This window comes from Nonomuraea sp. AD125B, assembly GCF_041402765.1.
Taxonomy (GTDB): domain Bacteria; phylum Actinomycetota; class Actinomycetes; order Streptosporangiales; family Streptosporangiaceae; genus Nonomuraea; species Nonomuraea bangladeshensis.
The window spans coordinates 39,649-58,448 of the sequence record NZ_JBGLOU010000004.1; the positions used below are offsets into that span (position 1 = coordinate 39,649).

At 70.5% G+C, this 18,800-nt stretch carries 24 protein-coding genes, 2 tRNA genes, 1 other RNA gene and 1 pseudogene; 18 read left to right on the forward strand and 10 right to left on the reverse strand.

All coding sequences use genetic code 11. From position 1 onward, the window contains the following. Both dnaX and ffs read right to left on the reverse strand, forming a co-directional pair. A pseudogene (dnaX, locus tag ACBR40_RS11935) lies at positions 1 to 885 on the reverse strand (DNA polymerase III subunit gamma/tau); the annotation flags it as partial. A gap of 31 nt (positions 886 to 916) precedes the next feature. After that, positions 917 to 1,012: signal recognition particle sRNA small type (gene ffs, locus ACBR40_RS11940), an RNA gene on the reverse strand. A 118-nt stretch (positions 1,013 to 1,130) separates the two neighbouring features. Between ffs and ACBR40_RS11945 the strand changes: the two genes are divergently transcribed. From ACBR40_RS11945 to ACBR40_RS11960, 4 genes are all read left to right on the forward strand, one after another. Next, positions 1,131 to 1,215, forward strand: a tRNA-Ser gene (locus ACBR40_RS11945). Between the two features lie 86 nt (positions 1,216 to 1,301). Next, positions 1,302 to 2,105, forward strand: a complete 804-nt coding sequence (locus tag ACBR40_RS11950) for a hypothetical protein (RefSeq protein ID WP_371248701.1) — start codon at positions 1,302 to 1,304, stop codon at positions 2,103 to 2,105. 43 nt (positions 2,106 to 2,148) lie between these two features. Then, entirely contained in the window at positions 2,149 to 2,736 is a 588-nt protein-coding gene (locus ACBR40_RS11955; protein WP_371248702.1) for a DUF6461 domain-containing protein, read from the forward strand. Positions 2,737 to 2,936: 200 nt separating this feature from the next. Further along, positions 2,937 to 3,722 (forward strand): ArsR/SmtB family transcription factor, encoded by a 786-nt coding sequence (locus ACBR40_RS11960; RefSeq protein ID WP_371248703.1) that lies wholly within the window; start codon positions 2,937 to 2,939, stop codon positions 3,720 to 3,722. 16 nt (positions 3,723 to 3,738) lie between these two features. Here the strand turns inward: ACBR40_RS11960 and ACBR40_RS11965 are convergent, their stop codons facing one another. Then, the gene (locus tag ACBR40_RS11965; RefSeq protein ID WP_371248704.1) at positions 3,739 to 4,713 is read right to left on the reverse strand and encodes an NADPH:quinone oxidoreductase family protein; all 975 of its coding nucleotides are present in this window, start codon (positions 4,711 to 4,713) and stop codon (positions 3,739 to 3,741) included. A 145-nt stretch (positions 4,714 to 4,858) separates the two neighbouring features. Between ACBR40_RS11965 and ACBR40_RS11970 the strand changes: the two genes are divergently transcribed. From ACBR40_RS11970 to ACBR40_RS11980, 3 genes are read left to right on the forward strand one after another with little or no spacing between them, the layout of a single operon-like run. Next, positions 4,859 to 5,923 (forward strand): low specificity L-threonine aldolase, encoded by a 1,065-nt coding sequence (locus ACBR40_RS11970; RefSeq protein ID WP_371248705.1) that lies wholly within the window; start codon positions 4,859 to 4,861, stop codon positions 5,921 to 5,923. Beyond that, complete coding sequence (locus tag ACBR40_RS11975) at positions 5,920 to 6,378, forward strand: NUDIX hydrolase (protein WP_371248706.1); 459 nt, start codon at positions 5,920 to 5,922, stop codon at positions 6,376 to 6,378. Before ACBR40_RS11970 ends, ACBR40_RS11975 begins: the two co-directional genes overlap by 4 nt. A gap of 37 nt (positions 6,379 to 6,415) precedes the next feature. Beyond that, entirely contained in the window at positions 6,416 to 6,895 is a 480-nt protein-coding gene (locus ACBR40_RS11980) for a GNAT family N-acetyltransferase (protein WP_344208927.1), read from the forward strand. On the opposite strand, the gene ACBR40_RS11985 is transcribed toward ACBR40_RS11980, so the two are convergent. Next, positions 6,873 to 7,307, reverse strand: a complete 435-nt coding sequence (locus ACBR40_RS11985; protein ID WP_371248707.1) for a hypothetical protein — start codon at positions 7,305 to 7,307, stop codon at positions 6,873 to 6,875. The two genes, ACBR40_RS11980 and ACBR40_RS11985, sit on opposite strands and share 23 nt — an antisense overlap. A 35-nt stretch (positions 7,308 to 7,342) precedes the next feature. Beyond that, positions 7,343 to 8,572, reverse strand: coding sequence for a serine hydrolase domain-containing protein (locus ACBR40_RS11990; protein WP_371248708.1), 1,230 nt, complete (start codon positions 8,570 to 8,572; stop codon positions 7,343 to 7,345). A 203-nt stretch (positions 8,573 to 8,775) separates the two neighbouring features. On the opposite strand from ACBR40_RS11990, the gene ACBR40_RS11995 reads away from it, so the two are divergent. From ACBR40_RS11995 to ACBR40_RS12010, 4 genes are all read left to right on the forward strand, one after another. Next, the gene (locus ACBR40_RS11995) at positions 8,776 to 9,168 is read left to right on the forward strand and encodes a hypothetical protein (protein ID WP_344208933.1); all 393 of its coding nucleotides are present in this window, start codon (positions 8,776 to 8,778) and stop codon (positions 9,166 to 9,168) included. A gap of 84 nt (positions 9,169 to 9,252) precedes the next feature. Then, positions 9,253 to 10,104 (forward strand): neutral zinc metallopeptidase, encoded by an 852-nt coding sequence (locus tag ACBR40_RS12000; RefSeq protein ID WP_371248709.1) that lies wholly within the window; start codon positions 9,253 to 9,255, stop codon positions 10,102 to 10,104. Positions 10,105 to 10,152: 48 nt separating this feature from the next. Beyond that, entirely contained in the window at positions 10,153 to 10,449 is a 297-nt protein-coding gene (locus ACBR40_RS12005) for a type II toxin-antitoxin system VapB family antitoxin (protein WP_344208937.1), read from the forward strand. Between the two features lie 115 nt (positions 10,450 to 10,564). Then, a complete protein-coding gene (locus ACBR40_RS12010) occupies positions 10,565 to 11,305 on the forward strand; it encodes a DUF4352 domain-containing protein (protein WP_371248710.1) in 741 nt (246 codons plus the stop codon). A gap of 51 nt (positions 11,306 to 11,356) precedes the next feature. Here ACBR40_RS12010 and ACBR40_RS12015 read toward each other — a convergent pair. From ACBR40_RS12015 to ACBR40_RS12030, 4 genes are all read right to left on the reverse strand, one after another. Further along, positions 11,357 to 11,443 (reverse strand) — tRNA-Ser (locus ACBR40_RS12015). A gap of 10 nt (positions 11,444 to 11,453) precedes the next feature. After that, positions 11,454 to 11,891, reverse strand: coding sequence for a tRNA adenosine(34) deaminase TadA (gene tadA, locus ACBR40_RS12020; RefSeq protein ID WP_371248982.1), 438 nt, complete (start codon positions 11,889 to 11,891; stop codon positions 11,454 to 11,456). Positions 11,892 to 11,935: 44 nt separating this feature from the next. Continuing rightward, entirely contained in the window at positions 11,936 to 12,409 is a 474-nt protein-coding gene (locus tag ACBR40_RS12025) for a tRNA adenosine deaminase-associated protein (protein ID WP_344208941.1), read from the reverse strand. An 18-nt stretch (positions 12,410 to 12,427) separates the two neighbouring features. Then, the gene (locus tag ACBR40_RS12030; RefSeq protein ID WP_020543023.1) at positions 12,428 to 12,943 is read right to left on the reverse strand and encodes a hypothetical protein; all 516 of its coding nucleotides are present in this window, start codon (positions 12,941 to 12,943) and stop codon (positions 12,428 to 12,430) included. A 147-nt stretch (positions 12,944 to 13,090) separates the two neighbouring features. Between ACBR40_RS12030 and upp the strand changes: the two genes are divergently transcribed. The 7 genes from upp (at position 13,091) to ACBR40_RS12065 (ending at position 17,626) form a co-directional block, all read left to right on the forward strand. Next, a complete protein-coding gene (gene upp, locus ACBR40_RS12035; RefSeq protein ID WP_344208944.1) occupies positions 13,091 to 13,729 on the forward strand; it encodes a uracil phosphoribosyltransferase in 639 nt (212 codons plus the stop codon). 179 nt (positions 13,730 to 13,908) lie between these two features. Next, the gene (locus tag ACBR40_RS12040; protein ID WP_091088233.1) at positions 13,909 to 14,133 is read left to right on the forward strand and encodes a hypothetical protein; all 225 of its coding nucleotides are present in this window, start codon (positions 13,909 to 13,911) and stop codon (positions 14,131 to 14,133) included. A gap of 99 nt (positions 14,134 to 14,232) precedes the next feature. Then, on the forward strand, positions 14,233 to 14,391 hold the full coding sequence (locus ACBR40_RS12045) for a hypothetical protein (protein WP_177240954.1): 159 nt from the start codon (positions 14,233 to 14,235) through the stop codon (positions 14,389 to 14,391). Next, positions 14,388 to 14,921, forward strand: coding sequence for a PH domain-containing protein (locus ACBR40_RS12050; RefSeq protein WP_344208946.1), 534 nt, complete (start codon positions 14,388 to 14,390; stop codon positions 14,919 to 14,921). The genes ACBR40_RS12045 and ACBR40_RS12050 overlap by 4 nt, the downstream gene beginning before the upstream one ends. Positions 14,922 to 15,017: 96 nt before the next feature. After that, positions 15,018 to 16,361 carry a helix-turn-helix domain-containing protein gene (locus ACBR40_RS12055; protein WP_371248711.1) on the forward strand — a complete coding sequence of 448 codons (1,344 nt, stop codon included), beginning with the start codon at positions 15,018 to 15,020 and terminating at the stop codon, positions 16,359 to 16,361. A gap of 102 nt (positions 16,362 to 16,463) precedes the next feature. Continuing rightward, positions 16,464 to 17,147, forward strand: a complete 684-nt coding sequence (locus ACBR40_RS12060; RefSeq protein WP_344208950.1) for a FadR/GntR family transcriptional regulator — start codon at positions 16,464 to 16,466, stop codon at positions 17,145 to 17,147. A 20-nt stretch (positions 17,148 to 17,167) separates the two neighbouring features. Next, positions 17,168 to 17,626, forward strand: a complete 459-nt coding sequence (locus tag ACBR40_RS12065; protein WP_364457164.1) for a MarR family winged helix-turn-helix transcriptional regulator — start codon at positions 17,168 to 17,170, stop codon at positions 17,624 to 17,626. A gap of 16 nt (positions 17,627 to 17,642) precedes the next feature. On the opposite strand, the gene dnaN is transcribed toward ACBR40_RS12065, so the two are convergent. Continuing rightward, positions 17,643 to 18,740: a DNA polymerase III subunit beta gene (gene dnaN, locus ACBR40_RS12070; protein ID WP_371248712.1), complete on the reverse strand. Its 1,098-nt coding sequence runs from the start codon at positions 18,738 to 18,740 to the stop codon at positions 17,643 to 17,645. Positions 18,741 to 18,800 lie beyond the last annotated feature (60 nt).

Genomic DNA, 18,800 nt, shown 5'->3' on the forward strand with positions numbered 1-18,800 from the left:
GCAGAGGGGACGCCGGACCTTCAGACATGGCCGATCGAAGCGGCGCGGGTCGTGGCCGCCCTCGATGACCCGGTTGACCGCCTGGAACACCTTGCCGCCGTCACGCTCGGCGAACGCGTTGACGACCTCGTCGAGCAGGTCGCCGTCGGTGTAGCCGAGCAGCGAGACGGCCTTGGCGTAGGTGATGCCGTCCTCCTCGGCCCCGGCGAGGAGCTGGTCGAGGATGGACAGCGAGTCACGCGCGGACCCGGCCCCGGCCCGTACGACGAGCGGCAGCGCGGCCGGCTCGAACGGGACGCTCTCGGAGGTGAGGATCTCCTCCAGCAGGGCGCGCAGCGTCGCGGGCGGCATGAGCCGGAACGGGTAGTGGTGTGTGCGCGACTTGATCGTGCCGATGACCTTCTCGGGCTCGGTCGTCGCGAAGATGAACTTCAGGTGCGGCGGAGGCTCCTCGACGAGCTTGAGCAGCGCGTTGAACCCTTCGCGGGTCACCATGTGCGCCTCGTCGATGATGTAGATCTTGAAGCGCGCGGAGACGGGGGCGAAGAACGCCCGCTCGCGCAGGTCGCGCGCGTCGTCCACGCCGCCGTGCGAGGCGGCGTCGATCTCGATGACGTCGAGGTGGCCGGGGCCGGTGGGGGCGAGGGCGACGCAGGACTCGCAGACGCCGCACGGGTCGGGGGTCGGGCCCTGCTCGCAGTTGAGCGAACGCGCCAGGATGCGGGCGCTGGAGGTCTTGCCGCAGCCGCGCGGGCCGCTGAACAGGTAGGCGTGGTTGACGCGGCCGGTGCGAAGTGCCTGCCGCAGCGGGTCGGTGACGTGTTCCTGACCCTTGACCTCCGCGAAGGTCCCGGGCCGGTACTTGCGATAAAGCGCAAGGCTCATGCGACCATCCCGCCTGCGAGGGGGCTCTAACGAAAGAGACCCCCCGCACACCCGCCAGAGCCCGCTTATCCTTGCTGCCTTCCGGCCCTGGGGAGGTTCACAGGATGACGCCGCGCGAGGGGTCCTAGGACAGTCTAGCCGGACCCGGCAGTGCTCGCTCCACCTCCGGCCCTCGCGCGAGCCTTTGGCAATCAACGCGCAAAAGGTGGTCTGGACACCGCTGGAAGTCCGGTAAGCTCGTCGGCGGAGGATTCGCCTAGTGGCCGAGGGCGCACGCTTGGAAAGCGTGTATAGGGCAACCTATCGGGGGTTCAAATCCCCCATCCTCCGCGCCTGGTTGAGGCAGTAAACGCGAAGGGGCCGACCCTACCCAGTCGGCCCCTTCGTCGTTTCCAGTCACGTTACGATCGCCGACCATGGGTACGGATTGGGCGCCCGCGGCCTTACGCGACCTCGCACGGGAGGATCTCGGCGAGCTGGCACGTGCCCATACGCGCCTGGCTCACGCACTCGGTCACACGCACCGCGCCGCCGCTCCCGAAGAAGAGATCGACCACGACACCGCCCTCGCCCGGTGGCGCGACCTCGACGAGCGGCTGCGTTCGCTGCTGATCGTCGATCTGGGCAACCCCCATCGAGTCGCCGTCATCGGCGTCAACCCCCTCTTTCCCCCCGAGTGGCGGGATGCGGCCTGGGCGACGCTCCTCCCCGACGAGCTGGCGGAGTGGTCGGCCAGATGGCGACACTGGTACGCCGAGACGACCGCCGGCGGGTTCCGTCACTACCACGACCGGCTGCGTACGTGGGAAACGAGCCGCCTGCTCGCCGAAACCCAGGCCGACCTCCTCGCGGCAGCACAGGCCACCGAGGGCCGCACCAACGCCTGGACCCGCAAACCCGCCTTCATCGAGGCCCGCCGCCGCGTGCTCGCCCTGCCGCCCCCGCCCGTCGTCCCCGCCTCCGGCCCGCCGCCACGCGCCGCCGGCGACGACAGAGCGACGCCCGGCCAGCAGGAGCACCAAGAGGCGGTGACGGCGCACGGCGCACTGCTGGGCCGGGCCGCGCTGGAGTTCAGCCGTACGGTGCCGAGCGCCTTCAAGCGCCGCCTGCCTCCGTTGCCGGTCACGGAGGAACGGAGGCGGGACCCGTGGGTGGAGGAGTTCTTCGACTGGCTCGACCCGGTCGTACGCGCCGGTCGGGGTCTGTACCTCTGGATCTGAACCGGAGTTCTGCGCGACTTAGAAGCCGAAGGAAGGATCGACCATGGCCGAGGCACCCTGTTTTCCCGGCTACGAGACATTGGGTGAGATCTACTGCGTGTCCTTCGTCCGCGATCTTCCGCCGGAGGAAGCCCTCCGCCGGTTCGGCGTGGACGAGGAGACCATGGAAGAGGTGGCATTCGGCGAGCTGGACGATCGCTCGGTGGAGACCATGAGGGACGACTCGGCCGGTTACATCGGAGCCGCCCGGGTCGGCGACTGGACCGTGGTCATCGAGCCGGGGGGATGGCGGATGGCCGTCGACGACACGATCTACGCCCGGGTCTCGCGAGGAACCGAGGTCGTGTCGCTCTGCGGCCACGAATATGCCAGCGATACCTTCGCCTACATCGTCGACGGCACGTCGGTCGTCTCGTTCGACCCGATGTTCCCTGAGGAGCGATCGGGCAGTGATCCAGACCGTTTCGTCATGAGGATGCACGAGGTCGGGCTGGATCCCGATCACGACATCGATGGTCCGGGGATAGACCACCCGATGGAGAGTTCGTTCGCCTTGGCCAGCAGCATCACCGGCCTCTCGCTCTCCACGGACCTGCGGAACCTGCGGTTCCTCGGCGCGGAAGCGCTGTGACACCAGGAGCTTCGTCAAGCTTCTGAGCCGGATTCCCGCTCGAACTCGGCCTTGCGTCGATCGAGGTAGGCAGGCCAGTCGGTGCGCGGCGGGGCTGCGCTCTTCTTCTCATCCCGCTCTCTCGGCGCGCATTGACATGCAGCCGAACGGCTGCCTAAGGTGAAAAGGCAGCCAATCGGCTGCATGTCTGGAGTGGCGTGATGGACGAGGTATTCAAGGCACTGGCCGACGCCAGTCGGCGGCGGCTGCTCGACAGCCTCAACGCCCGTAACGGGCAGACCCTGCGCGAGCTGTGCGCCGGGCTGGACATGGCGCGGCAGTCGGTGAGCAAACACCTCGCGGTGCTGGAGGCGGCCAACCTGGTGACCACCGTGTGGCGGGGCCGGGAGAAGCTGCACTATCTCAACGCCGCGCCCGTCAGCGAGATCGCCGAACGCTGGATCAGCCGTTACGACCAGCCCCGGGTCGATGCCCTGGCCGATCTGAAGAGAGTTCTGGAGGAGACCCCGATGGACAAGCCCGAGTTCGTCTACACGACCTACATCGGCACCACGCCCGAACGCCTGTGGCAGGCGCTGACCGACCCCGCCTTCACCGAGCGCTACTGGGCGACGACGTTCAAGACCGACTGGGCGCCCGGGTCCGAGATGACCTGGGACAACCACGGAGTGGTGATCAGCGACCCCGAGCAGGTCGTCCTGGAGTCCGAGCCCTACCGCCGGCTGTCGTACACCTGGCACACCTTCACGCCGGAGCTCGGGCGGCGGTTCGGGTGGGACGAGGAGTTCCTCGGGAAGCTGGCCGGTGAGCGGCGCTCGAAGGTCACCTTCGAGATCGAGCCGGTCGGCGAGAAGGTCAAGCTGACCGTCGTCCACGACGGTTTCGAACCCGGCAGCACCGCCGCGCAGATGGTCAGCGTGGGGTGGCCCGAGGTGATCTCCGGTCTCAAGACCCTCCTCGAGACCGGCGCCCCTCTGCCCGGCTGATCAACGAGGATCGGCCTCAGGTCAGGTCCAGGACCGTCATGCCGAGCTTCGCACGTCCCGCGACGGTCCTCATCGCCTCGGCCGCCTGGTCGAGGCGGTACCGGCCGGTGATGGGCGGCTTGAGCCGGCCGTCCGTGAGCAGGGACTCCAGGGCCCGGCGGTTGGCCTCCGCCTCGTCGGGGTGGTGGCGCTCGAAGTCGCCGATCTCGTAGCCCGTCACGATCGAGCCCTTGAGCAGGACGAGGTTGAGCGGGACGCGCGCGATCTCGCCCGTGGCGAACCCGACGACGACGAACCGGCCGCCGTAGCCGGTCGCGCGCAGCGCCGGCTCGGAGAACGGGCCCCCGACCATGTCCAGCACGACCCCGGCGCCCTTCGGGCACAGCTCCTTGAGCGCGCTCTTGAGATCGCCGCCGCTGTAGTCGACCAGCTCGTCGGCGCCCAGGTCCCGGCAGAACTCCAGCTTCGCGGCGCCGGCCGCGCAGGCGATCACCCGGGCGCCCAGGGACCTGCCGATCCCGATGGCCGCCGACCCGACCGCTCCGGCGGCGCCGAGAAGCACCAGGTCCTCGCCCGGCTGGATCCGCGCGGTGGACACCAGCGCGTCGTACGCCGTGCGGTACGTGCTCCCCGTCAGGCACGCCAGGTCCGGGGACAGCCCGCCGGGCGTGGGCCGCAACTGGGCCTCGGGCACGCAGACGCGTTCGGCGAACGCCCCGACGAACGCCATCCCGTGAACGCGGTCGCCCACCGCGAACCGGGAGCAGCCCGGCCCCACGGCCGCCACGACGCCGGCCACGTTGTTGCCGGGAACGTACGGCCTCGGCACCGGAATCTGGTAGACGCCCGTCGCGATGAGCGTGTCGACGAAGTCCACCGACGCCGCCTCCACCCGCACGAGCACCTGGCCGGGCCCCGGCGCCGGGTCGGGCACCTCCTGGACGGCCAGGCTCGTCAGGTCGCCAGTGTCGGTGCACAGGAGAGCGCGCATGGCCGGCTCCCGCCTCTCTGTCGATGCCGATGTCGATGTCGCCTCGTGGATGGCAAGCTAACGCACCGGCGGGCGGCCGTGCCCGGCCCCCTGTGGCTCTCTATGCTGCTTGTTGCACATCATTCGCAATAAGAGGGAGAGTCCCATGCGGTCGCTGTTCCTGCACGCGCCGAACCGGCGCCGGCCCCGCGTGATGCTGGAGCGCATGCTGGCCCTGGTGGACGACGACACGCCGCCCGACGGCCCGGAAGGCCCCGTCGCGGTGCTGGAACGGCGGCTGGCCGACCTGCTCGGCAAGGAGCGCGCGCTGTTCTTCCCCAGCGGCACGATGGCCCAGCAGACCGCGTTGCGCGTGCACGCCGACCGGCGCGGCCGACGTACGTTCGCCGCCCACCCCCAGACGCACCTGGACGTGTGGGAGGAGCAGGGCTACAACGCCGTCCACGGTCTGACGTTGCGCCGGGCCGGCGACCCGTACGAGCTGATGACCGCGAAGGACCTGGCGGCGGCGGTCGGCGAGCCGCCGGCGGCGGTCGTCTGGGAGCTGCCGCAGCGCGACCTCGGCGGGCTGCTGCCCGAGTGGGACGACTTGTGCGAGCAGACCGCGCTCGCCCGCGCCGCCGGCGCCGCCACCCACCTGGACGGCGCCCGCCTGTGGGAGGCCCAGAGCTACTACCGGCGGCCGTTCGACGAGATCGCCGCCCTGTTCGACACCGTCTACGTCTCCCTCTACAAGAGCCTGCAAGGCGTACGGGGCGCGGTGCTCGCCTCCGACGCGGCCACCGTGGACGTGGCGGCGGTGTGGCGGCAGCGGCTCGGCGGCGGCATCGGCGACGCGTGGCCGCTCGCGCTCGCGGCGCTGGTCCACCTCGACACCCTGGCCGACCGGATGCCCGCGTACCGCGAGCACGCCATCGCCGTCGCGGCCGCCATCAACGCCGACGGCGCCGCCCGCGCCCACCCCGACCCGCCGCAGACCCCGCTGTTCCACGTCCACCTGCCCGCCGACCGGCGCGCCGTCGAGCAGGCCGGCCAGGAGATCCTCGCCGAGCACGGCGTCCAGCTCTGGGGCCGGGTACGTCCGGCGTCCGAGCCGGGCCGATGCGCGTTCGAGGTCACCGTCGGCGAGAACGCCATGGAGTTCACCCCGGACGAGGTGGTCGCCCTCATCCACGACCTGCTGGCCCGCGCGGCAGGACGGCGCCCGTGAAGGCGCTGTCCGCGCTCGCCGTCACCGCGGTGGCCCGCAGGGACGCCGAGGTCCTCCTGGTACGGCAGCGGACCGGGGTCTGGGACCTGCCCGGCGGCATGGTGGAGACGGGGGAGTTCGCGGACGAGGCGGTGGTCCGCGAGCTCCGGGAGGAGACCGGGCTGAGTGCGGAGCCGCCGTTCCGCCTCCTGAGCGTCGTGCAGCTCCGCAACCCCGGCGCGCCGCCTCCCGGCCTGCTGACCGCGCTGTACTTCGAGGTCACGCGGCACCACGGGGAGCTCCGCTGCGAGGATCCGGACGGCGACGTGCTGGAGGCGGAGTGGGTCCCCGTCGCTGAGGCGGTCGCCCGCCTGTCCGCGAACGGGGCCGCCCACGTACGCGAACCCGCCCTCGACTGCCTCACCCGCCCCGGAGCCGAGTTGACCTTCCAGAGGTGGCCGGGCGGGCGGAAATGAGGTGCGCCGGCGGCGGCCGCGGTGTCACGATCCTCACGTGGACGATGCAGCCGCGTACCGCATAGCTCGTGTCACAGGTTCCGCCGAGCTGGCGGAGGTCACCGCGAGGCTCCTCGATGAGCTGCCGTCGTGGTTCGGGATGCCGGAGGCGAACGCCGGCTACGTCGAGGCGGCGAAGCGCCTTCCCGGCCTCGTCGCCTACGCGGACGGGGAGGCCGTCGGCGTGCTGCTGCACGAGCGGCACTTCCCCGAGACGGCCGAGATCCATCTGATGGCGGTCGCTCCGTCCTGGCATCGGCGGGGCGTCGGCCGGGCGCTGGTCGACGCGGTCATCGCGGAGGTCCGGCCGGACGGCTGCCGGATGCTCCAGGTCAAGACCCTCGGCGCGCGGCATCCCGATCCCGGCTACGCGCGGACCAGGGCCTTCTACCGGGCCGTCGGCTTCCTCCCGCTGGAGGAGACCGACGACCTGTGGCCGGGCAACCCGTGCCTGATCATGGTGAAGTGGTGCCACTGACGCCCGGGGCGGCGTCGAGCGCGGCGGTGATCTTGCGGGCCATCTCGGCCGTCGCGGGGCTGGGCTCGCCCCGCTGAGCACGGGCGGCCGTCTCGACCGCGACGAGGACGGTCCCGCGGAAGTTGTCGGCCTCCGCCGGGTCCTGCCGCCTGAGCAGGCCCATGGCCGCCGTCAGCGCGGGCAGCACGTGGTCGGCGAGCGCGGCCACGGACCTGCCCTTCAGCTCGATGTCCCGGGACTTCTCGGCGAGCACGTGCCCGACCAGGCCGGTCGCCGAGTAGAGGGCGATGGAGCCGCTGGTGGCGGCCTTGTGGGGCCGGCCGGCGGCGTCGGCCGCGGCCATCAGCGTGACGGCGCCGTACGCGGCGGTGCGCAGGGTGAGCTTGTCCTGGTCGGTGAGGGTCACGGACATGGTGGTGTTCTCCTTCTGTCGAGCAGGGTGGGGTGTCAGTCTTCGACGGCCTGGTAGAGCGTGGTCCAGAAGTCGTGGATCAGCCGTGCCGAGTTCGGGACGGACATGCCGACCTGGGTGAGCAGGATGCCGGTGACCCCGTTGACCGGGTCGGCGTAGGTGGAGGTGCCGCTTCCGCCGTCCCAGCCGAACTGGCCGACGGGCGCGTAGTCGCCGCGGTACGTGCGCACCGCCATCCCCATGCCCCAGCCGCCGTGCTGCCCCTGCCCGAAGGACACGTGGACGTTCTCGGTGGCCAGGGCGTTGCGGGCGGCGTTCTGCTCGGGCGTGAGCCGGTTGGTGGTCATCAGCTCGACGGCCGGCCTGGACAGGATCCGCTCGCCGTTGTGCACGCCCTTGTTCAGCAGCATCGTGAAGTAGGCGTGGTAGTCGTCGGCGGTGGAGACCAGGCCGCCGCCGCTGCCCTGGAACGCCGGAGGCCGGCTCCACCGTCCCCCTTCGGCCTCGTCCCAGACGTGGAACTCCCCCGTGACCGGGTCGGGGGCGTACAGGACCGGCAGCCGCTCGATCTGGTCGGCGGGCACGTGGAAGCCGGTGTCCCGCATCCCCAGCGGCTCGAAGACCCGCTCACGCAGGAACGCCTCGAACGACCCGCCCGTGACCCGCGCGACGAGCACGCTGAGCACGTCGTGGCTGATCTGGTACTGCCAGCGCTCACCAGGCTGGGACGCCAGCGGAAGCTCGCCCAGGCGGCGCATCCACTCGTCCGGCCCCGGCATCGGCACCGGCAGGTCGGGCGTGAGCCCCCTTTCGATGATCGCGCCCATGATCGGCGCGCCCAGCAGCGTCATGTCCATGCCGAGCCCGAACGTGGACGTCAGCAGATCCCGTACGGTGATCGGCCGCCGCGCCGGCACGGTGTCGTCCAGCGGCGCGTCCGGCCGGCTCAGCACCCGCCGGTCGGCCAGCTCGGGCAGCCACTCCTGCACCAGGTCGTCCAGCCGCAGCCGGCACTCGTCCACCAGGATCATCGCCGCCGCCATCGCCACCGGCTTGCTCGTGGACGCCATCCGGAAGATGGTGTCCCTGCGCATGGGCGCGCCGCCGTCGTGGCGCATCGTCCCGATCGCCTCGACGTGCGTCTCGTCGCCCCGGCCGACCAGGGCCACCAGGCCGGGGATCTTCCCCGACTCGACATGCCGCTCCAGCACCCCGCGCAGCCTGCGCAGTCCCGCCGCGGAGAAGCCGTTGTTGCCGTGTTCCATCGTGGTCTCCTCGTCATGTGTCGTTCGCGTGGGACCAACTTTCGGCGAGCGCGCTGACACGGGACCGTCGCGGGGCTGACACGGCCGCTGACGCCGCGCTTCCCAGGCGTTATGCCGTCTTCGTCGCCTCGCCATCGCCGCGACGACCTGGCGACCTACGATCGAGACGTCCGGCCCACCCCCCTCCCGGAGGATGAACGCGTATGGCCGAGTCGTACCGGGTCGAGGCGATCCCGCAGCCGGTGTCCCTCGCGCGGATCTGCATGTGGGTGCAGACGGGGCTGGGCACGGTCGGGCTGCTCCTGCTGCTCACGCTCGTGGGCGGGATGGAGGCGGACGCGGCGGGGGCGGCGGTGCTGCTGTTCGCCGTGCCGGTCGGCGCGATCCTGCTGATCGGGTTCGCCGCCTCCCGGATGACCTCGCGGCGGCGCTGGGTGCGCGTGGCCGGGCTGGTCGTCGAGTCGCTGCTGGTGCTCAACGGGCTCTGGTCGCTGCTCGGCGAGGTCAGCGTCGGGACGCTGGCCAACATGGCGCTGGCCGCGGCGGTGGTGTGGCTGCTGTTCACCCGCCAGTCGGCGGCCTGGTTCGACCGCTAGCCGCAGGCCTCCTCGCCCGCTTGCATCTAACGTCTCCTTCTGGGAAGTGTCTGTCCGTCGGCACCCCCGGAAGGACTGTTGGCGATGGACTTCAAGGACCAGGTTGACCTCGACGCCTCCCAGGTGGAGGACGCGGGCAGAGGCGGAGGCGGCTTCTCCGCGGGCGGCTTCCCCGGCGGGATGGTCATCGGGGGCGGCGGCATCGTCAGCCTCATCGTGCTGGTGCTGGTCTTCGTGCTCAACAACGTCGGCGGAGGCGGCGGCGAGAGCCAGCCCTCCCAGGGGCGGCCCGCGGCCGACCTGTCCGAGCAGTGCAAGACGGGCAAGGACGCCGACCAGAACGAACGCTGCCGGGTCGTCGGCGTCGTCAACAGCATCCAGAGCTACTGGAAGGGCGAGCTGGGCGGCGACTACAGCCAGGCCAGGACCGTGCTGTTCACCCAGAGCGTCAACACCGGCTGCGGCGCCGCGGACTCGGCCGTGGGCCCCTTCTACTGCCCGAACGACTGGCGCGTCTACCTCGACCTCAGCTTCTTCGACCAGCTCCACAGCCAGTTCGGGGCCAAGGGCGGGCCGTTCGCGCAGGCGTACGTGATCGCCCACGAGTACGGCCACCACGTCCAGAACCTGAGCGGCCAGCTCTCCAACGGCAACAGCTCGGTCCCCGTCGAGCTGCAGGCCGACTGCTACGCCGGCGTCTGGGCGCGCAACGCGGTCGAGACCGGCTTCTACGAGAAGCCGTTCACGGACGCCGACATCGCCGAGGCGATCGACGCTGCGGCCGCCGTGGGCGACGACCGAATTCAGCAGCGTTCGCAGGGCAGGGTCGATCCTGAATCCTTCACGCACGGTTCCTCGCAGCAGCGCGTGGCGGCCTTCCAGCGCGGTTACCAGAACGGCGGACCCGCCGACTGCGCGCAGTCCAAGCTGGGCTGATCCCGCCACTCAGCGCGAGGAATCCGATTTCGCCCTAAAATCAGCAGGGTGATCTTCAAGCAAGTCGGCGACGGACGCCCTTATCCCGACCACGGTCTGACCAACCGCGAATGGGCGCAGATCCCTCCACGGCAGGTCAGGCTCGACTCGTTGATCACCACGAAGGCCATGCTGGACCTGCACTCGCTGCTCGCCGCCGACTCCACTTTCTACGGGGACCTTTTCCCGCACGTGGTGCAGTGGCAGGGCGAGCTCTATCTGGAGGACGGTCTGCACCGCGCCCTGCGCGCGGCCCTGCATCAGCGGTCCATCCTGCACGCGCGGGTTCTCGAACTGCCCGACTGAGCCGCAAAGGCCACGAAAAAGGGAGTCGCGAAACGCGGCTCTCTTTTGTTATGCCAACCATGAGGGTGTCTCGGACGTCGAAGCAGAGCCTTTCAACATCATTTGAGGGAGCGCCGTGTCCTACCCGCCGCCACCGCCGCCCTACGGATATGGGTACGGCTACGACGGGTACGGGCATCCGCCGGAGCCGATGCCGCCCGACCGGGGCAATCTCGCGCTGATCCTGCTGCTCGCCATCGGGCTGCCGCTGCTGCTGCTGAGCGGCGCCGGGTCGGTCTACTTCGTGCTCACCGCCGGCGAGGCGAGCGTGGCCGCCCGGCACGCGACGGAGGCGGGGACCGGCGACGACGCGCCGGACGTCCTGTTCGACCAGGACCCGAGCCAGACGCCGTCACCGTCGCAGCCCGCGCAGGGCGACCAGTCCGCCGCCGCCGCCGCGCTCGGGCAGCCGCTCACCCTCACCGGCACCGACCCGGGAGTGAGCGTCGCCGTCACCGTCGAGCAGCTCGTCTCCCCCGCCACCCCGGCGGACGAGCTGTTCAAGCCGGCGACGGGCAACCGCTACGTGGCCGTCCAGCTCGCGCTGGTGAACCAGGGCCAGTCCGCCTACAGCGACACCCTCGGCACCGGCGCGCTGCTCGTGGACGGCGCGGGCCAGGAATACCGCGCGAACCCGACCGCCCGGGTACGCGAGGCGCAGTCGTTCGACGGCGCCGGCGCGGTCACGATCGGCGTGGGCGAGAGCAGGAGGGGCGCGCTCGTGTTCGAGATCCCGGAGACGGCCACGCCGGCGACGTTCAGGTTCGCGCTGGACGGCGGCCTCGCCACCCAGAAGGGCGAGTGGCGGCTCGGCTGACGGGAGAACGCCGAAGGGCCCCCGGTCGTCCGGAGGCCCTTCGATGAGGAGCGGTGGTGGTGGGATTTGAACCCACGGATGAGTTGCCCCATCACACGCTTTCGAGGCGTGCGCCCTCGGCCACTAGGCGACACCACCGCGAACGAGCTTACCGGATTCTGCGAGTGGCAAAGAACCGCTTTAGTACGCCGGAGCACTCCTCCGCCAGAACTCCCATGACGACCTCGGGACGGTGGTTGAGCCTGCGGTCGCGTACGACGTCCCAGAGCGAGCCAACGGCCCCGCCCTTGTCGTCCACGGCCCCGTACACCACCCGCTCCACCCGGGCCAGCACGGCGGCTCCCGCGCACATCGTGCACGGCTCCAGGGTCACCACGAGCGTGCACCCGGTGAGCCGCCACTCCCCGCGCGCCGCGGCGGCCCGGCGCAACGCGAGCACCTCGGCGTGCGCGGTGGGATCGGCGGTGGACTCACGGTCGTTGCCGGCCGCGGCCAGCGGCTCGCCGCGCTCGTCGAGGACGACCGCGCCCACGGGGATCTCGTCCCTGGCGGCGGCCGCCGCCGCCTCGGCCAGGGCCAGGCGCATGGCCTCCTCGTACGTCACCCGCCAGGACCTCGGGACGGCGCGGCTCAGCGCAGCCGGTCGAGCTCGTCGGCGAACGACAGCCGCTCGGCGATCACCGACAGGATGTCGGCCGGCAGCAGGCCCTCCTCCATGCTGAGCTCCAGCAGCTCCTCCGAGCTCACGCCGAGGTCGCTCAGCAGCTCGAAGTCGCCCGCGGGGCGCACGCCGAGGCTGTTGCCCTCCTTGTCGGGCGCCACGCCGGCGAACTCGGCGAACAGCTCGCCGAGGCGGTCGGAGACGATGGCGTGCACGTCGGACAGGAAGACGCGGGGCTCGTCGTCGCCGCGGTAGCGCACGAGGGCGAACCACTCGTCCTCGACCTCGACGCACAGGAGGGCGAGCTCGTCGCCGGTCAGCCCCAGGGTCTCCGTCACGGCGTCGCCGAAGTCGTCGACGATCTCAGCTTCGCTCAGATCGACCTCGGCACCGCTCCAGCCGTCGGGGGTTCGCACAAAGGCCGCAGAGAAGGTGTTGGCCATGTCCGCGCTCCAGGGGGGTCAGCCGAAGACCGATTCGATGGCACGCTCGAACGGCTCGGAGAAGCCGAGCCGCGCGGCGATGCTGGACAGCACGTCTTCGGGCAACAGGTCGATGTCGCCGGAGAGGATGCCCAGCTCCATCTCGTCCAACCCGAGATCGGCGAAGATCGACAGATCTCCGGCGGGGAGCACGGTCTCCTCGTCCTGGAGGATCTCGTCGAGCTCCTCCTCGTCGGGGACGGGCACGTCCAGGTATTCGAGCACCTGACGGGCCAGCGGGAAGTCCCAGGAGGCGGCGATGTCGGACAGGAAGACGTCCACCCGATCGCCGAGGCCCCGCAGCGCCACGAAGAACTCGTCGCCCACGGCGACCAGCGCGATCGTGCCGCTCTCGCTCGGCTGCTGCTTGAGCACCTGGATCAGGCCGTGCAGGTCGGAGGTGAGTGCGACGGGCAGCAGCTCGGCGTGCCACCGTTCGTCCTCGCGATAGACCACGATGGCGAAGTCGAGCGCATCTTCGTCCGTCATCGCCATCCCCACCCGATTTCTGACACGACAGATATCACCAACACCCAATCGTTCCAGAACCGGGCACCCGGCGTGTGCCTCTCCGACCAAATTGTGATCAAAACCAAAACCGCGAGGTGCCGCGGTGTCTCCCAGGGGATACCGTTGTGCTCCATGGAAACCCTCGTCGTCGACCATCCGCTCGTGGCCCACAAGCTCACCGCGCTGCGTGATGCCGGCACCGACTCGCCGACTTTCCGCAGGCTCGCCGACGAGCTGGTGACCCTGCTGGCCTACGAGGCCACGCGCGACGTGCGGATCACCGACGTCACCGTCCAGACCCCGGTCGCCACCGCGCACGGCGTGCGGCTGGCCAAGCCCTACCCCCTGGTCGTGCCGATCCTGCGGGCCGGGCTCGGCATGCTCGACGGCATGACCCGGCTGCTGCCCACGGCCGAGGTCGGTTTCCTTGGCATGATCCGCAACGAGTCCACCCTCCAGGCGGAGACGTACGCCACGCGCCTGCCCGACGACCTGTCCGGCCGGCAGTGCTACGTGGTCGACCCGATGCTCGCCACCGGCGGCACGCTGGCGGCGGCCGTGCAGTTCCTCTTCGACCGGGGCGCCGTCGACGTCACCGCCATCTGCCTGCTGGCCGCCCCCGAGGGCCTCGCCTACATGGACAAGGTGTTCGCCAACTCCGGCAAGCCCATCCGCCTCGTGACCGCGGCCCTCGACGAGCGGCTCAACGAGAACGGCTACATCGTCCCCGGCCTCGGCGACGCGGGCGACCGCCTCTACGGCGTCGTCTGACCCCGCCCGCCCTTTCTTTGGACCGGTCCCGCGGCTCCCTCGCGCGACCGGCGTTTGTCACGCTCGGTCGTCACACCGTTACATACTGTGGTTAGGTGGGTACGAACAGACGCGAAGGCAACTTCCGCATGCGCGTGGGGGAGCATGATGAGCGACATGCCGGCCGGCGAGGTGTCCTCGTGAACGAGCACACCGAGGCCGATCCGATGCCGTACGCCGAGGTCGAGGCGGTGCTGCGCGACGAGTTCGCGGGCGTCCACTCCTCGACCACGGTCACGCGTTGTGTCGAGGCGGCGCACTACGGCGCGCTGGAGGTCACCGGCTACGCCCATCCCAGCCTCGTCGAGCGCATCGCGCGCAAGCACCTTCACGTGCTGGCTCTGGTGGCCAGCGAGCGCGGTTGAAACCAAGATCAAAACTAACCCGCCAACACACCTTTACCCGGGCACCCGGGTGGGTAATGTATACGGCGGGAGTGGGTAAGTGGCTCGGAGGCGACGACGGTGCAGGTCAAAAAAGTCCTCACATACAGCGGCATCGGATTTGTCGCTTACTACCTGTTGGCCCGGCCAGCTGATGCCGCTGACGCGGTGAAGGGGGCGTTCGACACGGTGTTCAACGCAGCCGACTCACTGGCGCAGTTTGTGAACAACCTCTCATGAGACTGGTGACCCACGGGGACTCCGCCCCGGCGTCGGTCAACCGTTACCTCCTCCCACAGGAACAGCAGGTCCTCATGGTGCGGCGCCACCCCGCCATCCTGCTCCGCCCGGTCGCCGAGGTCTTCGGCGGCCTGGTCGTCGCCGCGTTGCTCAGCAAGTTCTTCGGCGGCACCGCGGCGGGTGGCACGGCGCTCGTCGTCGTGTGGTGGCTCTGGCTCCTGCTGCTGATCCGTTTCGTATGGAAGGTCGCGGAGTGGTCGGTCGACTACTTCGTGGTGACCTCCAAGCGAATGTTGCTCACCACGGGGCTCATCACCCGTAAGGTCGCGATGATGCCCCTGGGCAAGGTCACGGACATGAGCTTCCAGCGCTCGCTGCTGGGACGCATGCTCGGTTACGGCGAGTTCATCCTCGAGTCCGCAGGTCAGGACCAGGCTCTGTCAACAGTCGAGTACATTCCGTATCCGGAGACCCTCTACCTCGAGGTCTGCCAGATGCTTTTCCCCAGCAAGGACGACAGCGACGATTAATCTCCGCGCGGCAAATTCTTCACACGGGGATACCAGATTCGGCTACTTCATGCAATCATTGCGTGTTGTTGACCCTTCCCCGCCCTGAGAGATGAGATGCCGAGTCAGGGAACCATCGGTGACCGCGTCCGTGGATTGCGGCTGAACAGGCGGATGTCGCAGGCCCAGTTGGCCGGACCCGACCTGTCTGACAGTTATGTCTCGCTCATCGAGTCGGGCAAGCGCACGCCGACTCCTGTAGTGGCCCGGCTACTGGCCGAGCGGCTCGGATGCACCACCGAGTTCCTCCTTCACGGGATCGAGCCTCGGCAGCGCATCGACACCGAGCTCGGGCTGCGGCATGCCGAGCTTGAGCTCCAGCACGGCGATCCCGCCGTGGCCGCCGACCGCTTCACCGAGATCGTGAAGGCGGCCGACGAGGAGAACGCCATGTTGACGGCGCAGGCCCGGTTCGGGCGGGCGCGGGCATTGGAGGCGCAGGGCCGGCTGGGCCAGGCGGTCGAGGCGTTCGAGCGGCTGCGCAGGGAGGCGGCGGCCCACCCCGAGCGGCTGGCCGACCTGCCGCTGACCATCGCGCTGAGCCGCTGCTACCAGCGGGCCGGCGACCGGCTGCGCGCCCGTGACCTGGCCGCGCACGCCCTGGAGCAGGCGGAGCGGCTCGACGTGACCAAGGGCGAGATCGCGGTCGATCTGGCGGCGGCGCTGGTCGAGGCGCGCGGCGAGAACGAGAGCGACTCCCCCGAGCTGGCTTACGTCAAGAAGGTCCTCGACATGACCGGTTTTTCCCCGGTTGTGGACCGTTCCGGCGAGATCCGGTCGCTCTGGGAGGCGAGCACGGCCGCCGCGGGCGGCGAGGACTCCGCCCTCGCGGTGCGGCTGGCCGACGACGCGATCATGGCCGGTCGTGAGACGCGGCTGGCGCTGCAGCTCGCCCGCGCCGCCATGCACTGGGCCAGGATGACCACGGCTCCGCTGGAGGAGTCCGAGCGGCTGGTGTCGAGCGCGTCCGCGGTCTTCGCCGCCTTCCCGTCGGCCGCCCCCGCCTACGCCGAGAGCCTGGTCGTGCACGCCCGGGTGCGGCTGCGTTCGGGTGACCCGGCGCGCGCGGCGGAGCTGGCCGGTCAGGCGCTGGGCCTGGCGGGCGAGGAGCCCGGCACGACGGCCGCCGAGGCCCGCCTGGTGCTCGCCGCCGTGGCGCTGGAGCTGGGCGGCAACGCCGAGTCCGAGCTCGCCACCGCGCACCGGCTGCTGAGCGCGCTCGGCCGGCCGGCGTTCGGCACCGACCGGCAGGCCGCGCGGTGCTGGCGTGAGCTGGGCGATCTGCACGGCCGGGTCGGGTCCGTCGCGCAGCAGACGGCCGCGTATCGTAAGGCACTCGAAGCCGCCGGAGTCCGTTCGGCCATGGCGGAGGTGGCAGCCGGCACGACCGTATCCCGCTGAATTCCTCCGGGAGCTCCAGATTTGGCGTTCCGAGTCTGGAATAATTAGGGTCTACCAGTCATTGACTCATGGGATGACTGGTTTTCCCGGAGGAGGCGGACTGTGAGTCTGCGTACGGCGCAGCGGGCTTCGCTCGTCGACCAGGTGATCGATCAGCTCAAGGAGCAGATCACCTCAGGGTCGTGGTCGATGAACGGCAAGATCCCGACCGAGACCGTGCTCGCCGAGCAGCTCGGGGTCGGGCGCAACACCGTTCGTGAGGCCGTGCGCGCGCTCACGCACGCCGGGCTGCTGGAGTGCCGTCAGGGCGACGGCACCTACGTGCGGGCCACCAGCGAGCTGTCCGGCGCCATGCTGCGCCGGCTCAGGCAGGCCGAACAGCTGGAGATCCTGGAGGTGCGGCGCGCGCTGGAGGTCGAGTCCGCGCGGCTCGCCGCCACCCGTCGCACCGACGACGACATCGCCCGCATCGAGGCCGCCCTGGCCGAGCGGGAGCGCGCGTGGGACCTCGACGACCCCGAATACTTCGTGGAGGCCGACCTCGCCTTCCACATGGCGGTCGCGCACGCCACCCACAACCTCGTCCTCATCGACCTGTACGAGGACTTCTCCGCGGCGCTGCGGGCCAGCATCACGGCGGCCGGCACGTCGCTGAACAAGAGCTACATCCCGCACGACGCGATCGCCCGCGCCATCGCGGCCGGCGACGCGACGGCGGCCGAGCGGGCCGGTCACGCCTGCATGGAGCACATCCTCATCGCCCTCACCGAGTCCGCCGACTCCTGACGGCCCCGGAGGGGTGTGCGGTGCGCAGGAGCCGGCGTCAACGCGAGCAGCCCGACCTCGGCATCCTGTCCAGCCGGACGCTGTTCGCCCTCCAGCGTGAGCTGTTCGCCAAGCTGGGCGAGCAGGGGCATCCGCGGCTCAGGCCGCGCCATGGGGCGGTGCTCGCCTACCTCGACGTGGAGGGCAGCCGGGCCACCGAGCTGGCCGCCCAGTCGGGGCAGCACAAGCAGGTGATCGGCACCCTGGTGGACGAGCTGGTCGAGCTCGGCTACGTGGAGCGGCGGCCCGACCCGGCCGACCGCCGCGCCAAGCTCATCGTGCCCACCGAGAAGGGGTGCGACTTCCTCGCCAGGTCGGACGCCGTGCTCGCCGAGATGGAGGCGGGGCACGCGCGGGCCGTGGGCGAGCAGGCGTACGCGGAGTTCAAGCGGGTCTTCAAGCTCGTCGCCGAACGTCAGACGGCCTGGCCGGGCCCGTGAGCCCGGCCGGGCTCCGCTAGCTCTGCCGCAGGGACATGACGAGGTAGCGGAAGGCGGGCTGCGCGTCGCCGGGGACGTCCTGGATGAGCGCGGGCCGCGTGGGCGACTCCAGGTTGATGCGGGCCAGCTCGCCCTCGATGCCCGTGAGCCCGTCGAGCAGGAACTGCGACTGGAAGGCGATCTGGATGTCGTCGCCGCGCAGCTCGCACGGCACCACCTCGGTGCCGCGGCCGACGTCGCCGCCGCCCGCCTGGATGAGCACCTGCCCCTGCGTGAACGACAGCCGGATCGCGGTGTTGCGCTCGGCCACGAGCGCCACGCGCTTGATCGCGTTGACGAACGGCCCCACCGCCACGTCGGCCCGGATCGACCAGTCGCTGGTCAGCCGGGAACGGTAGTCGATGAACTGCTCGTCGAGCAGCCGCACGGTCGTGCTGCGCCCGACGCTCTCGAACCCGGCCACCCCGTCGCCCATGGCCACCGCGACCTCGCCGCCGCGCAGCGACTTGGCCACCTCGACCAGCACCCGGGCCGGCACCATCGCCGAGACGGACACGTCGGGCGTGGCCGGGCGCCAGGTGAAGTCGCGGGCGGCGATGCGGTAGCGGTCGGTGGCCGCCATCGCGACCGACTCGCCGTCGATGTCGACCCTGATGCCGGTGAGCATCGGCAGGGTGTCGTCGCGGCTCGCCGCGGGGGCGACCTGACCGACGGCCGAGGCGAACACGCCGCCGCCCACCGCGCCGACGACCGGCGGCATCGTGGGCAGGGTCGGGAAGTCCTCGACCGGCATGGTGACCAGCCCGAACTCGGCGCTGCCGCAGGTGAGCACCGCCTCGGGCCCCTCGGTGACGATCTCGACGTCGTCGGCCGGCAGGCTGCGGCTGATCTCGGCGAGCAGCCGGCCCGGGATGAGCACGGTGCCCCCCTCGGCCACGTCGGCGTCGATCGCGGCCCGCGCGGAGACGTCGTAGTCGAACGCCGACAGCGTCAGCTCCTCGCCGGCCTCCAGCAGCAGCCCGGACAGAACGGGCACCACCGGGCGGCTGGGCAGGACTCGGGCAGCCCACGCCACCGCTTCTGCCAGAACATCGCGGTTAACCCGGATTTTCACCTGTTACACCCCTTCGTCGCCGTGCCTCTACGAAAATAGCCGAGACGACCGACAACCCCG

Excerpts from the sequence above, each read along its gene's own strand:
- ACBR40_RS11990 (WP_371248708.1), bottom strand. The coding sequence starts at position 8,572 with ATGGAACACGGCAACAACGGCTTCTCCGCGGCGGGACTGCGCAGGCTG.
- ACBR40_RS11995 (WP_344208933.1), top strand. The coding sequence starts at position 8,776 with ATGGCCGAGTCGTACCGGGTCGAGGCGATCCCGCAGCCGGTGTCCCTC.
- ACBR40_RS12050 (WP_344208946.1), top strand. The coding sequence starts at position 14,388 with ATGAGACTGGTGACCCACGGGGACTCCGCCCCGGCGTCGGTCAACCGT.
- upp (WP_344208944.1), top strand. The coding sequence starts at position 13,091 with ATGGAAACCCTCGTCGTCGACCATCCGCTCGTGGCCCACAAGCTCACC.
- ACBR40_RS11960 (WP_371248703.1), top strand. The coding sequence starts at position 2,937 with ATGGACGAGGTATTCAAGGCACTGGCCGACGCCAGTCGGCGGCGGCTG.
- ACBR40_RS11965 (WP_371248704.1), bottom strand. The coding sequence starts at position 4,713 with ATGCGCGCTCTCCTGTGCACCGACACTGGCGACCTGACGAGCCTGGCC.
- ACBR40_RS11955 (WP_371248702.1), top strand. The coding sequence starts at position 2,149 with ATGGCCGAGGCACCCTGTTTTCCCGGCTACGAGACATTGGGTGAGATC.
- ACBR40_RS11985 (WP_371248707.1), bottom strand. The coding sequence starts at position 7,307 with ATGTCCGTGACCCTCACCGACCAGGACAAGCTCACCCTGCGCACCGCC.
- ACBR40_RS12000 (WP_371248709.1), top strand. The coding sequence starts at position 9,253 with ATGGACTTCAAGGACCAGGTTGACCTCGACGCCTCCCAGGTGGAGGAC.
- tadA (WP_371248982.1), bottom strand. The coding sequence starts at position 11,891 with ATGCGCCTGGCCCTGGCCGAGGCGGCGGCGGCCGCCGCCAGGGACGAG.
- ACBR40_RS12030 (WP_020543023.1), bottom strand. The coding sequence starts at position 12,943 with ATGGCGATGACGGACGAAGATGCGCTCGACTTCGCCATCGTGGTCTAT.
- ACBR40_RS11950 (WP_371248701.1), top strand. The coding sequence starts at position 1,302 with ATGGGTACGGATTGGGCGCCCGCGGCCTTACGCGACCTCGCACGGGAG.
- ACBR40_RS12025 (WP_344208941.1), bottom strand. The coding sequence starts at position 12,409 with ATGGCCAACACCTTCTCTGCGGCCTTTGTGCGAACCCCCGACGGCTGG.
- ACBR40_RS11970 (WP_371248705.1), top strand. The coding sequence starts at position 4,859 with ATGCGGTCGCTGTTCCTGCACGCGCCGAACCGGCGCCGGCCCCGCGTG.
- ACBR40_RS12055 (WP_371248711.1), top strand. The coding sequence starts at position 15,018 with ATGCCGAGTCAGGGAACCATCGGTGACCGCGTCCGTGGATTGCGGCTG.